The organism is Acinetobacter lwoffii, from assembly GCF_024129435.1.
Taxonomy (GTDB): domain Bacteria; phylum Pseudomonadota; class Gammaproteobacteria; order Pseudomonadales; family Moraxellaceae; genus Acinetobacter; species Acinetobacter lwoffii_F.
Map to the genome: position 1 here is coordinate 151,057 of NZ_JAMXXN010000001.1, position 14,256 is coordinate 165,312.

Here is a 14,256-nt window from a genome sequence, read left to right on the forward strand (position 1 = left end):
AATAAGAGTATCGAAATTTTGGTTGATGCTAAAATGGTATTTTTACATTACAAACATCGGAAAAACCGAATTAAGTAAAAACGCGCCACTTCGGCAAAATCGCTTTGTTCATTGAGCAGCATCAAGATGATGGCCTGATGACAAAATTATCTCTTTTTCCTCGTGCTAGCAAACATGATGTTGAAACCAAAAAATTCAAGGGTCAATTCGGAAAAAAGCATAATTTCCCCAAAATAATTTAAATATCAATTCCAAACTTAAACTGATGATTAAATCTAGTCAGGAAAATTCAAGGGTGTCATATAGATATTTTGACAGGTTTATGGCGCTGAATTGTGGGAAATCAGGCAGCCAAAGCCAATTTGTCCGGCACTTAACAGAACTACGACTATCTGAAATCTAATGAACCAAGTAAAATAAACCTTTCCGGTTTTTTGATGTGGGTATTTTCTCTGTGCAGAGTCATTTAAATGTAGATCAATGGATAATGGCGCGTGACCGTCACCGTTTAAATCGACTGAAAAAAGGGAAAGACGCAGATGCCAAGCAGTATCAGGAATTATTTGAAAAATCCAATCTGAAAGTACGGCAACGGCTTGAGCGTCTTCCGAACATCAAGCTGAATCAGGATCTGCCGGTTACCCAATACACTGACAAGCTGATTGCTGCGATTCAAAAGCATCAGGTGATTATTGTGGCCGGTGAAACCGGTTCTGGTAAAACCACCCAGTTACCACAAATTGCCATGCTGGCCGGACGTGGTCTGACCGGAATGATCGGGCATACCCAACCGCGTCGACTGGCAGCTCGCAGCGTATCACAGCGTATTGCCGAAGAAGTTGGTGAAAAACTTGGGGAATCAATTTCCTTTAAAGTGCGTTTTACGGAACAGGGTTCACAAGATTCAATTGTGCGTTTGATGACAGACGGTATCTTGCTTGCCGAATTGACACATGACCGCTATCTGACCAAATATGACACGATTATTATTGATGAAGCGCATGAACGCTCACTGAATATCGACTTCATTATGGGTTATCTGAAGCAGCTGTTGCCGCGCCGACCTGATCTGAAAGTCATCATTACTTCTGCAACCCTGGATGTAAACCGTTTTAGCAGTTACTTTAATGGTGCACCAATTTTTGAAGTGGAAGGCCGCAGCTTTCCAGTCGAGCTACGTTATCGCCCGATCTCGGAAATGAGCATTGGCGGTAGTGATGATGATGAGTTTGATGATTTTGAAGAAAACCTGCCTCGCGCTGTGGTCAAAGCAGTCGAAGAATGCTTTCAGGATGCACAGGAAAAAGGTCATCCCGAACATGCCGATATCCTGATTTTTGCCAGTACCGAGCAGGAAATTCGCGAGTTACAGGAAACCCTGATCAAACATGGGCCACGCCATACGGAAGTATTAACTTTATATGCGCGTCTGGCGCTGGCCGAACAGCAGAAAATCTTTAATCCTTCTGGTGGCGGGCGACGCATTATTATTGCCACCAACGTAGCAGAAACAGCTTTAACCGTTCCGAATATCCGGTATGTGATTGATAGCGGTTTTGCCCGTATTTCGCGTTATAACTATCGTTCACGGGTGCAACGTCTACCAATTGAAGCCGTTTCTCAGGCAGCCGCGAACCAGCGTAAAGGTCGTTGTGGTCGTATTGCGCCGGGTGTCTGTATACGTCTGTATTCTGAGGAAGACTTCCTGAGCCGTCCTGAGTTTACCGAACCAGAAATAAAGCGAACCAACCTGGCATCTGTAATTTTGCAGATGCAAAGTCTGGGCTTGGGTTCACTCGAAGATTTTGATTTCATCGAACCACCAGATCATCGTCTGGTAAATGATGGTCGTAAATTGCTGATTGAACTCGGGGCAATGAGTGAAAAGAAAGCGTCTCATTCTCAAGATAATTCCCCTGAAGTTACAGATGAAAAGCAATCTCAATCTGCAACTTCTGCCCCCTTAAAAAAAGGGGGAAATGTTAAGGTGGGAGATGCACTAACCAAGATCGGTCAGCAAATGGCGAAAATGCCGATTGATCCACGTCTGGCCCGCATGATTCTTGGTGGTGCACATTTTGGCGTGCTGAACGAAGTTCTGGTGATTGTGGCAGCGCTTGCAGTTCAGGATCCGCGTGAACGCCCTGCGGACAAGCAGATGCAGGCAGATCAGAAACATGCACTATTCCGTGAAGCTGATTCTGATTTCCTGTTCTATATTAAACTCTGGGAGACGCTGCACAATAACCGCGAAAGCATGAGTGAAAATAAGCGCCGTACTTTTGCGCGTAATCACTTCCTGAGCTGGTTGCGTCTGCGTGAATGGAAGAAAACTCATGAGCAGCTGGTGGAGTTGGCTAAGGGTTTAAAACTGTCATTTAATGAAAAGAAAGCCAGTTATGAAAATCTGCACCGTGCCTTGTTAACTGGTCTATTGTCCTTTATCGCCAATAAGACCGATGAGCGTAATGTCTTTATGGCAGTACGTCAGCAAAAAGCACGGATTTTCCCGGCTTCTACCTTGCACAAGACCAATACGCCATGGGTGATGGCTTTTGAGATGGTGGAAACCTCTCAGGTATATTTACGCACCCTAGCCAAGATTGAACCGGAATGGATTCTGCTGGCCGCACGTGACTTGCTCAAGCATCATTATTTTGAACCGCACTGGTCGAAAAAAGCCGGTGTGGTGAATGCCTATGATCAGATTTCATTATTTGGTCTGATTATTGAGCCGAAACGCCCAATCAATTATGAAAAAGTAGATCAGGCGGCCGCGCATGAAATTTTCTTGCGGGATGCTTTAACCACTGGGCATTTAGGCATTACTCCACCATTTTTAAAGCATAACTTGCTTAAACTGGAAGAAGTCGAGCGAGTAGAAGACAAATTACGCCGTCGTGATCTGGTGGTTGATGAAGAAACCATTTACCAGTTCTATGCCTCGAAAGTGCCGCCTGAAGTGGCCAGCCGTCGTACTTTTGAAGACTGGCGTGCCACGGTTGAGCCTCAGAATCCGCGTTATTTATTTGTCGATGATGATGCGCTATGGCTGAATGACCGGCCGACGACACAACAATTTCCGGACTATTTGCACAATGGTAGCCTGCGTCTGGCTGCAACCTATCGTTTTGACCCGAGTCATGATGAAGATGGCGCGACAGTTAAAATTCCCCTGCAAGCCTTGGCCCAGGTCGATGAAGGTATCTGGTCATGGGGGATTCCGGGTTGGCGTCTGGATCTGATTGAAGCATTGCTAAAAGCTTTGCCGAAGGATAAGCGCCGTAATCTGGTGCCGATTCCGGATACTGCACAAAAACTCATAGCAAAAGTAGATGCGCAGGATTTACAGAAACATATTTTTAGTTTCTTGGCATTCCAGTTGCGAGGCGATCAAATCACGGAGAAAGATTTCAGCTTTGACCGGGTCGATCAGTATCTGTTGCCTTTTATTAAAGTTACTGATGAAAAAGGCCGTGTCATTGAACAAGGGCGTGATCTTGCTGAGCTGAAAGCGCGCTGCCGGACTGAAACGCATAGTCCGGTCAAACAGCTTAAAGGTGAATTTAAAACCTTCCCGGAAAGCTTTGTATTTGAAGCCTCACAAAAAGTCACCGGTGTCGTGGTCAAGCAGTACCAGGCGCTGGTTCCGACTAAAGCTTTTTCTGCCCTGGAGCAGAAAGATGAATCGGGTGTGGTGATTCAGACTTTTAATGATCAGGCTGAAGCGATCAAAAAACATCGTGAAGGAGTGATCCGACTGGTGCATATGCAACTCGGAGACTTGACCCGCCAGTTGAAAAAACAGATTTCCAAACCTCTGGCGCTGGCTTATTCACCACTCGGTGATAAGGCACAACTGGAACAAATGTTAGTTTATGCCACACTGCACATGTCTATTAATGAATTACCTGTCAATGCGCAAGAGTTCCAAAAACTGGTTGAAGATGTAAAAAAATCTTTCTTGACTTATGCCCAAGTTGCCCTGAAAGAGATCACGGATATTTATATCCAGTGGCAGGAAATCCGCCGGAAATTATTGGTTTTAGATCATTCTGTGTTTGAAAAAAATATCAATGATATTGAAGATCAACTTGATTTAATGAGCCTTTCTGACTTTGTGTATCGTAAACCTTCCGATGTATGGGTCGAATTTCCACGTTATTTGAAAGCCTTGATCTTGCGTTTAGAGCGCTTGCCCAATAATCTACAAAGGGACAATTCCGCCATTGACCAAATTGATCAATGGATGGAAAAATTATTCAAGTTTAAAGATGACCCTCGCCTGAAAGAATTGTATTTCATGGTCGAGGAGTTAAGAATCTCATTGTTTTCACAACCGATGAAAACAAAAGCACCCGTGTCTCCAACTCGCTTGCAAAAAGTATGGGATCGTCTTGGAATCAGTTAAGATATAGGTAATTCAGATAAGGAATTTTACATGGGCATCCGCATTACGGGTACGGGCTTATTCCATCCGGAACATGTCATCACCAATGAAGAATTAGTTGAAAGTTTAAATGCTTATGTGGAACTGTTTAATCACGAAAATGCTGACAAAATCGCTGCAGGCGAAGTTGAAGCACGTCGTGGTTCTAGTGCAGACTTTATTGAAAAAGCATCTGGCGTACAACGCCGTTATGTCGTAGAAAAATCAGGCATTCTTGATCCAAAACGCTTACGTCCTAATTTACGTGAACGTGCAGATGATGAAATTTCACTGCAAGCAGAATGGGGTGTAATCGCAGCCAAGCAGGCGATGGAAAATGCCGGTGTGACTGCCGAAGACATTGATATCGTGATCTTGTCATGTTCGAATTTGCAACGTGCTTATCCTGCTGTGGCGATCGAGATTCAGACCGCTCTAGGCATCAAAGGTTATGCCTATGACATGAACGTGGCGTGTTCTGCAGCAACATTTGGTCTGAAACAGGCTTATGATGCGATCAAAGCAGGCGCGCGCCGTGTGTTATTAGTGAATGTGGAAATTACCTCTGCACATACCGATTTCCGTTCACGTGACTGTCACTTTATTTTTGGTGATGTGGCAACCGCTTCAATTATTGAAAATACCGACAGCAAAACCGGTTTTGAAATTCTGGATTCTGAGTTGTTTACCCAGTTCTCGAATAACATCCGCAATAACTTTGGTTTCTTGAATACTTCTGAAAATGCTGACATTGACGACAAACGTTTCCGTCAGGATGGTCGTAAGGTATTTAAAGAAGTCTGTCCACTGGTTGCGAAAATGATTACTGCGCAACTGGAAAAGAATCAGATTGAGCCTACAGGTGTTAAACGCTTCTGGTTACACCAGGCCAATGCCAGTATGAATGAACTGATCCTGAAACTGGTCGTCGGCAAAGAAAATGCCAAACCTGGTCTGGTACCGATCATTCTGAATGAGTTTGCCAACACTTCTTCTGCCGGGGTGATCATCGCCTTGCACCGTAGTGCACATGAAGTTGAAGATGGTGAATACGGCGTGTTGTGCTCATTTGGTGCGGGTTATTCGGTAGGTTCGATTCTGGTCCAAAAGCGCGTGGCATAATCCGGGGTAGATAAGGAGCAGACAGCTTGCAGGTCAAACATGATGGGCAATGGATTAGACGCTTAAGTGCCTTATCTAAATTATATTTTACCCCTACATTTTTAGGGGCTGAATATATTGATGCCAGTCGGCCTGCAATGTATGTTGGTAATCATTCCATGTACGGCATCTTTGATTCGCCGATGCTGATTGATTATCTCTATAACGAACATAAAGTGGCTGTGGTCAGTATTGCGGATCATAGCCATTTTTATGTACCGCTATGGCGTGAAGCCGTGAAAAAGTTTGGGGCAGTCGATGGCATCCAGCATTATGTACGTGTTGTGATGCAGCAGGGCTACTCCATTCTGGTGTTTCCGGGAGGTGGGCGCGAAGTACTTAAACGTCAGGGTGAACAGTATCAACTGATCTGGAAGCAACGCTACGGGTTTTTAAAGCTGGCTCAGGAATTCAACTATGATATTGTCCCTTTTGCCGCGCTCGGTGGGGATGAGGTCTATGAGATCGGCTTTGATGCCAATAAGATCATCCAGCATAAATATTTTCAAAAACTCCTCAAAGTACCACAACTCAACAAATTACTACGTCAGGGCGATGTGATTCCATCTTTGCCTAAACGATTATTCCCAAAACGCCTGCCATTTTATTTTCAGTTTATGCCGCGACAATCGATTGCTGAGGTTCAGACTCAGGAAGAGCTGATTGCATTTCGACACAGCTTGCAGCAACATATTTATACAGGTTTAGCCGAGCTTAAGGTGCTACGTCAGCAAAACTAAAAAAAGAAAAATTCTTCCTGTAAAATCTAGGCTATCATCTATTGAGATGTTCTATTTTTAGCAATGAGGATGCAGGGACTTTTTTATAGTGCAAGTGATGCCATAATGTATTTTTAAGTGTTCATTGATTGGCGATCAAGGACTCAGCATGATCCAATATAAAAATAAGATGATTCTAAGATGACCGAGGTGCACGTATGGAACAGGAAAGCTTGGTAGCATCTTTAACGTTGTTGGCACAACAATGCTTACGGATTTCTCCGGAGCTCAACCAGCTTTATCTTGATCAGATGGCGATGATTGGTCATCTGAATGCACAAAATTTAATAAAAATTCAGCAGGATCAACACCGGATTGAATTGGTGGATGGCCTGTTTCATATCCAGTTTCATGCTCCACGTGCACTAGACTCTGGAACTGCACCTGCTTTGCTAGACAGTCATTTTTATTTCCAGCAATGTAAGGCAGAAGCACTAGAGGAATTCTTTTTACAGGATATCTATTTCCTGACCGGGGATTTAAAACCGCAGCATTCGCTATATTTACGCGACAAAGCCAAACAGTTACGTCAGCTTATCCTGACTCAGGTCTATGTGTGGGTCAATGGCCCAGAACGGGTGTTCGAATTTCTGCAGCAAATGTCGATTGTTCAGGCTGAGATTATCGACCAGCAGCTGATTAAGGCCGGGCTATACATCACACCCGTCATGCAAAACTTTGTTCAGGATGAACAAGAGATTCCACAGCAGATTCTTGAAAGCTTGCAACAGGCTTTTTCTTTGGAGTGTCTACAGCAGGATGAATTCCTGTCGATCCAGTCATTGATGGATAGTCTGGATGAGTTCTGTTTTAGCGCCGCACAGTTTTTGCCTCCGGCGATGTTCCGGATTATGTCACTGTCTTTTGAAGAGCGCTTTAATCTGCATGAACTGAATGATCATACTGATGATATCTGTTTGCTATATCGGCATGCTGAGGGGCAAAGTAATCTGCTCGGTTTTGTCCGATTGATGAACCGGGACGTGTGGCATCGGGATGATTTATTATCCAAACGGAATTTCCTGGAAAATCATCCGTACTTATGGCAGAAAAAGGTGGCCCGATTGCCACTATTTGACTGTCATCGTGCTGTGAACTGGATCTTCAAGCAACCGGCCGAGGTACTGGACTGGATCAGTAATAATATCCAGCATAGCAGTGTGCGGGTGGCAGTAACGGCCCTAAGTTTTATAGACAGCCATCATATTCATCCGCAGATTATTATGGCGACTTTACAATATTTTCAATATGTCTCGGCGCGATTGTTTATTTATAGCATGCATGAATATGCAATTCAGCATGACTGGTTTCAGCACCAGCATAATCAGGCGGTGGTATTAAAAGGCACACGCCAATCGATTGAAGATCAGCGGATTGCGATTAGTCCCTCAATTCTGTATCTGGACGAATGGATGGAGCTGCTGCGCAATGTGGTTAAAATGGATGATCAGCTGACTAAAAAGGTTTATCTGAACTTGAGCCGGATGATGCAAGCTTATATGCAGCATTTATATAAAATTACGGCGCATTTACCAGATGAGGTTCTGGTGTATATTCAGCCTCAAAGTCAGCAGAACCGTGATTTTTATAATGTTCTGCACCGCTATCGCATTCCTTTTACTGAATTCAGGCAGCTGTTTTATTTGCAAAGCGGGCATGTACGTAAGTCGCTATTTGACAGTTATGTACGTGACTATCTAGTAGAGTATTTTTCCAGCCATGCAGAAATACCGAAGAACCTGAGCTGGACCAGTTTGTTTAATCAGGCGGTCGTCTGGCATGATCAGATTCAAAAGCAGGAAATGATCGCCAAGCTGAAAAAACAGTTTGCACTGGTGAACTGGACACCAATCACTCAGGTTTCATTTTTACTGTATTTCAACTGGCGTTTTGAAGAACTTAAAACTTTGGATCGGATTTTAGAGGAATCTAAAATTTTCAGGAACTGTCTGGCGGCAAGCTATGCTCAGCAAATTTTGGAAGGGCAGTATGTGGCCTTTCGTATGTCTCATCCTGCTGTGCGCCTACCCTTGATCTTGGGGTGTCAATTAGTGAATGGACAGGTGATTTTTGATCAGCTGGAATATCCGAATAACCAGAAAGCAGAAGCTGAATACAGTAATATCGCCATGCATTTTATTAACTGGCTCAACTTGCAGGCCTGACAGTTCAATACAGCTTGTTTTCCTCCATGACGCTTAACTTTTCCGCTAAAAATCGTTAGGCTATAGCCGTTCTTTTACGGTATTGCTCTTATGAAACAGGAAACTGCCCTTAAGTTACTCAAAGCAGGAGAAAATGTCTTTTTAACCGGTTCTGCCGGTGCAGGAAAAACCTATACGCTGAATCAATATATTAATTATTTAAAGGCACGTAAGGTCGCCGTCGCGATTACCGCATCGACCGGTATTGCAGCCACACACATGAATGGTATGACTATTCATACCTGGGCAGGCATTGGCATTAAAGACTTTTTGTCTGAAGAAGACTTAAAGCGGATGAAAGAGCGCAAATACTTAAAAGAACATCTGGAAAATGCGCAAGTCCTGATTATTGACGAAATTTCAATGCTGCATGCCAAGCAGTTGAATCTGGTCAATCAGGTATTGAAATATTTCAAAGAAAGTGATGAAGCTTTCGGTGGTATTCAGGTGATTGTAGCAGGGGACTTTTTCCAGTTACCGCCAGTCGGTAAAAATGATGAGCGCAACCGCGACAAATTCTGCTTTATGTCGGATGCCTGGGTCGAAGCCAAGTTTCGCGTTTGCTACCTAACTGAGCAGCATCGTCAGGGCAATGATTATTTGAATGACATTCTGAATGCGATCCGTGCGCAGGCGATTAGCCATGAACACCGCACTGCTTTACAGGCCACGCGACATCAAGAAATTGGTGATACCTATACGCGCCTGTATACGCATAATATGGATGTGGACAGTATTAACTTTAAACATCTGAATGAAATTGACAATGATCCGCGCCAGTTTGATGCGCAGTGTGATGGCAATGAAAAGCTGATCGAGACTTTAAAATCGTCAGTGCGAGCGCCTGAAGCCTTAACCCTGAAAAAACATGCCAAAGTCATGTTTGTGAAAAACAACTTTGATATGGGTTATATCAACGGCAGTTTGGGCGAAGTGATCAGTTTTGAAGAAGATGATGAATATGGTGTGCTGCCTAAAGTCAAACTGACCGATGGCACGACACTGGTGGTTGAGCCTGAAACCTGGTCGGTAGACAATGAGGCCGGTAAAACCATTGCCAGTTTCCAGCAGATTCCATTGCGTCTGGCCTGGGCGATTACCATTCATAAATCACAAGGCATGACCCTGGAAGCTGCCGAGATTGACCTGAGCCATACTTTTGAAAAAGGACAGGGCTATGTCGCGTTGTCCCGTTTGAAAAGCTTAAATGGCCTACGATTAAAAGGTTTTAATGAGCAGGCTTTGGAACTCGATAGTCTGGCAATTAAAGCCGATCGCCGTTTTCAAGAACTTTCTGATGAAGCCGAAGCGAATTTTGAAAATGTCGATTTGACGGCACAGCATAAGGCCTTTATCCGACATTGTGGCGGGACTTTGAATGAAGTTGAAATCCAGCGCAATGAGAAGAAAATTTCCAAGAATGGGGGTAAGCAAAGCTATGCCGCTGCAACGCTAGACGAAACGCGTGAACTGTTTGAAGAAGGTTATGAAATTGCCGATATCGCGACTGAACGTGGTTTGACCCCGGCAACCATCATCAATCATTTGGGGCGTTTGCATAAAGAGCAGGGGCTGGATATCTCGCTGGCACATCCGGGTGAGGAAGTGGTGGAGCAGGTTCGCAAGATTTATAAACGCCTGACCAAGCGTCAAAACTCGGAGCATTTTAATGATGACGGTTCTATTAAGTTGCGTCCGATTGTGGAATTGACCACGCCTAAAATGGCTTATGACCAAGTGCGTCTGGCACTACTATTTGTAGAATAATCATTAAAAGTGATGTTTAAAAGTTCTTAAGATGCACAGTTTATTCGTATACGGCACGCTTCGTCCGCAGCAACCCAATGCCCCTGTCATGGAGCGGATTGGGGGGAGCTGGAAAGCCGGTTATATTCGTGGGTATTTGCAGCAGCGTGGTTGGGGTGCTGAGCTGGGTAGCCCGGGTATTCAGCTCAGTGATTCGGGAGAGATTGTTCCGGGTTATGTATTCATATCCGAGAATCTTCCCCAATATTGGGATGAGCTGGATGCATTTGAAGGCGATGAATATCAACGTATCCCGGTTAAAGTATATTTGGAAAATGGTCAGACGATAGAAAGTTTGGTCTATGCTTTGAAAGATTAGACTGGGGTGTGTCATTTATTGAATTTCTGATTTTTATCAGGTCAGAGCTTCAAAGATCATAACTTTCCTTTGACTTGGTTTCAAAAGATTGAATTAATAAAGTATTCCGTTGATCTGATAGTATCTTCTGAGCAAGCCTGAAGCATTGCTTTAGAGCTTAGCGCAAGATAATCAACGGGCGATCTGCATATTTCCCGTTATATGATTATTTTTGAGAAATCTTTGCATACTGGTGAAGGGCGCTGATGATTTGAACATTATTGTGTACTAATCAATAACGATAAAATCCCAGCCGCAATTAAAGGACCGACTGGAACACCGCGTAATACTGCTACACCTGCTACTGTGCCTAATAACAGTCCGGCCACCACATCTGGCTGATTGGACATCAGCTTCACTCCACGTCCTCCCAGCCAAGCGACAAAGACCCCAATCGCGATTGCCAGCAAAGACTTCCAGCTCAGGAAAGATTTGAGAATACTTTCCCCTGAAATTTTGCCACTGGCAATTGGTGTCAGAACACCAATGGTCAGAATAATAATGCCGATATTTAAACCGTGCGCCTGTACATAAGGCAATAAACTGCTGAGAGGTGTGATTTTTAAAACAATTAATACCGCTGCAGCAATGGTGACGGCACTATTGTGACTGAAAATACCGCAAGCCAGTAAAACCAAAAGAACAATCAGATTCAAATCAAGTTGCGACATAAGGGGGAGATATAGAGTGAAAAATAAAGCTATTGTAGAGCTTTTCAACGCATGATACCTAGAAAACAGCGGAAGAAATCAAATTCAGGACTGTTTCAGGATAGAATGCACAGGTCTTCACTCGATACAGGTATAAACAGATGCTATTGGAAAAAATGTTGCAGTCACAAGGTTTCGGCTCCCGCAAGCATTGTCAGCAACTGATTAAAAATGGTGCTGTTTCAATTCAAGATGAAGTGGTTGACAATCCTAAATATAACCTGGATTTAAATCACTTAAATTTCGAGGTTTATGGGAAAAGTCATACCTATCGGGAAAAAGTGTATATCGCCTTAAATAAACCACAAGGCTATGAGTGTTCGCATCAGGCGACGCATCATTTTAGTGTATTTGACCTGTTTGATGACATTCTGCTGAATCGGGGGATTCAGTGTGTGGGACGTCTGGATCAGGATACCACTGGACTATTATTGCTGACCGATGATGGACAGTTTCTGCAAGCGCTCACCCATCCGAAAAAGCATGTCGCCAAAGTTTATCAGATGCAAACTGCGGATCCAGTCACAGATGAACAGATTCAGCAACTAGAACAAGGTGTCGAATTGAGAAATGAAAAAGGTATTTTTGCGGCTACTGAAGTGACTCGATTGGCTGAAAATCGTCTGCAAATGACCATTCATCAAGGGGTCTATCATCAAGTAAAGCGCATGCTGGCTGCCGTAGGCAATAAAGTTGAACAATTGCACCGTGCACAAATAGGTGCTTTGGTCTTGCCTGAACTGGCTGAAGGGGAATGGCTGTATTTAAATGCGGAACAGGTGGCGCAGGCCAAATTCCGCTCGGAATAATAAATTTTGTATTCGCTTGAAATGTGACTAAAAAAATTAGGACTTATTTCAGAAAACAGTGATAAGTTTGAAATTCATCATCCTTGATAAATCCCATGGATTCATACAATTTATGCGATTGATAATTATTTTTTTGGGTTTCCAGAGTGATTCTTAAGGCTTGTTCATGTTTGGCAAATAAAATCGCAGTATCAATCAGTTGTTTGGCTGCGCCCTGACGCCGAAAAACTGGAGTGATATAGACATCATCCAGAATATAATAGGTCGAGCAGGCCACCGAAGAAAAACCCAGATACAGGATGATAAAACCGGTAAAGGTATCATCTTTGGTATTAATAAAAATAACAGTCTGCCCATCTTCAAAACGCTGTTTTAAAAATTGGTAAGAGAGTTCAGGATTGGAAGACGTACCATAAAACTGTCGATATTCATCAAATAATATCGCCAGCTGATTCAGGTCTGCTGACTGGGCGCGTCGTACGAGCATTGCATACTCCATGCTAATTTTTTATTGATTATCAGCATCAAGCATAGCGAAGTTTATGAGTGGCAGGCTTTAGAAATTGTTCGGAAATGCAACAATGTTAAATTTTGTCGCTTTCACCCAAAATGGCATTCAGTTCTTCAAATAAATCAAGATGATCATCATCCAATGCAATTTCCTGCTCATCCAATAGATTCAGGGCAGAACTGGAAAGCGCATTTTGCTCGGTTTTAGCTTCATTTTGTTTCAGCTTGCGCAGTCGGATCAGCTGTTCCAGATTGATATTCTGGTTTTCAATCGAGAAGGGGATCGATTTGGTAATCACCACCTGCTTGAAAAAAAGACGCACGGCCTGAGCTGGCGTAATCCCCAATTGCTTAAATACCGCAAAGGCTTGTTTCTTCTCTTGCGAGTCCAAGCGAATTTGATAAACTTCAGTTTTTCTCATAATATTTTTAAAGCTTTAAATTACTTAACTTTTCGCCTTTATTCTAATCAATTACGTTTGAAATTCAATCTTAAAGCGACCGATTTTAGAAAATAATCTGTAATGACAAGCGATTTACAGTGTCAATTCAAGTTGCGAGCTGAAATTCATGCTTTTCTGCGTGATCGGATCGATGAATTGAATATGTTTGGCCAATAAACTTAAAGGGGCAGAAAAATCATCTTCCGCCTTGTGTGCTACCTGTGGATAAAAGGGATCGTGCTGAATCGGAATACCCAGATGATTCAAGTGCACCCGTAATTGATGCTGCTTGCCAGTATGCGGTTTCAACTCGTATTTGGCCCATTCTGTGTTGTGTTCCAGCAGGTCAATCGCTGTCTCGCTATTTGGCGTTCCGTCTAGCACGTGCATGATATAAAAAGGCTGTCCCTTTTCCATTCTTAATCGCGTGATCAATGGAAATTTTAAATCAGGTTGATAAGCTGCAATCGCATGATAAGTCTTCTGCACTTGACGTGTAGCAAACATCTGCTGATATAGGCCACGCGATTCCACGCATTTGGAAATTAGGACCACACCTGCCGTTTCACGGTCCAGTCGGTGAATAGGCGTTAAATGTTCATTACTAGTTTGTTTTTTAAGACGAACCAATAGCGTTTCCTGCACATATTGTCCGGTCGGATTCATGGTCAAAAAATGCGGTTTATCGACCACCATGAAATGCTCATTTTCAAATAAAATCTGATGTTGAAAAGGCACATGCACTTCATGTGCCAAAAAGCGGTAATAAAAACAGTGGCTATTGGGCTGAAATGGACTTTCTGTGCTTAATTGATTGCCCTGAGCATCATAGACCAGACCCTCGTTGAAACGGGACTGCCATTCATCTGCTGTAATATGCGCAAATTGCGAGCATAAATAAGCAAGAACTGTCAGGGGTGCATCCGGACTGGCTGGCAAAAACACTTTACTGGCACTGACCCCATTCAGCATGGGCGGGTTAAATTCAACAGTCGGTTGCATGGCAGGCAGATTAACCTCTTAAGGGACAGATGCTGTGAAAAAATA

General features: G+C 43.4%; 11 protein-coding genes. 7 read left to right on the forward strand and 4 right to left on the reverse strand.

The genetic code is table 11. From position 1 onward, the window contains the following. The first annotated feature begins 454 nt into the window (after positions 1 to 454). From NI455_RS00805 to NI455_RS00830, 6 genes are all read left to right on the forward strand, one after another. Positions 455 to 4,411: a DUF3418 domain-containing protein gene (locus NI455_RS00805; RefSeq protein WP_253111979.1), complete on the forward strand. Its 3,957-nt coding sequence runs from the start codon at positions 455 to 457 to the stop codon at positions 4,409 to 4,411. Positions 4,412 to 4,441: 30 nt separating this feature from the next. Then, entirely contained in the window at positions 4,442 to 5,551 is a 1,110-nt protein-coding gene (locus NI455_RS00810) for a beta-ketoacyl-ACP synthase III (RefSeq protein ID WP_005247344.1), read from the forward strand. A gap of 26 nt (positions 5,552 to 5,577) precedes the next feature. Continuing rightward, on the forward strand, positions 5,578 to 6,330 hold the full coding sequence (locus tag NI455_RS00815; RefSeq protein WP_253111980.1) for a 1-acyl-sn-glycerol-3-phosphate acyltransferase: 753 nt from the start codon (positions 5,578 to 5,580) through the stop codon (positions 6,328 to 6,330). A gap of 197 nt (positions 6,331 to 6,527) precedes the next feature. Further along, positions 6,528 to 8,534, forward strand: a complete 2,007-nt coding sequence (locus NI455_RS00820) for a hypothetical protein (protein WP_253111982.1) — start codon at positions 6,528 to 6,530, stop codon at positions 8,532 to 8,534. Positions 8,535 to 8,624: 90 nt separating this feature from the next. Further along, on the forward strand, positions 8,625 to 10,340 hold the full coding sequence (locus tag NI455_RS00825; RefSeq protein ID WP_129716622.1) for an AAA family ATPase: 1,716 nt from the start codon (positions 8,625 to 8,627) through the stop codon (positions 10,338 to 10,340). A 31-nt stretch (positions 10,341 to 10,371) separates the two neighbouring features. Further along, on the forward strand, positions 10,372 to 10,698 hold the full coding sequence (locus NI455_RS00830; RefSeq protein WP_085064566.1) for a gamma-glutamylcyclotransferase family protein: 327 nt from the start codon (positions 10,372 to 10,374) through the stop codon (positions 10,696 to 10,698). A 257-nt stretch (positions 10,699 to 10,955) separates the two neighbouring features. On the opposite strand, the gene NI455_RS00835 is transcribed toward NI455_RS00830, so the two are convergent. Continuing rightward, positions 10,956 to 11,408: a DUF441 domain-containing protein gene (locus tag NI455_RS00835; RefSeq protein WP_004645490.1), complete on the reverse strand. Its 453-nt coding sequence runs from the start codon at positions 11,406 to 11,408 to the stop codon at positions 10,956 to 10,958. Between the two features lie 140 nt (positions 11,409 to 11,548). Between NI455_RS00835 and NI455_RS00840 the strand changes: the two genes are divergently transcribed. Then, the gene (locus NI455_RS00840; protein WP_191112513.1) at positions 11,549 to 12,256 is read left to right on the forward strand and encodes a pseudouridine synthase; all 708 of its coding nucleotides are present in this window, start codon (positions 11,549 to 11,551) and stop codon (positions 12,254 to 12,256) included. 43 nt (positions 12,257 to 12,299) lie between these two features. Here the strand turns inward: NI455_RS00840 and NI455_RS00845 are convergent, their stop codons facing one another. The 3 genes from NI455_RS00845 to NI455_RS00855 form a co-directional block, all read right to left on the reverse strand. After that, positions 12,300 to 12,743, reverse strand: coding sequence for a GNAT family N-acetyltransferase (locus tag NI455_RS00845; protein ID WP_005106546.1), 444 nt, complete (start codon positions 12,741 to 12,743; stop codon positions 12,300 to 12,302). A 97-nt stretch (positions 12,744 to 12,840) separates the two neighbouring features. After that, positions 12,841 to 13,188, reverse strand: a complete 348-nt coding sequence (locus NI455_RS00850; protein ID WP_005106547.1) for a type II toxin-antitoxin system RelB/DinJ family antitoxin — start codon at positions 13,186 to 13,188, stop codon at positions 12,841 to 12,843. Positions 13,189 to 13,302: 114 nt separating this feature from the next. After that, complete coding sequence (locus NI455_RS00855; protein ID WP_253111983.1) at positions 13,303 to 14,211, reverse strand: pseudouridine synthase; 909 nt, start codon at positions 14,209 to 14,211, stop codon at positions 13,303 to 13,305. Between the last annotated feature and the right edge of the window lie 45 nt (positions 14,212 to 14,256).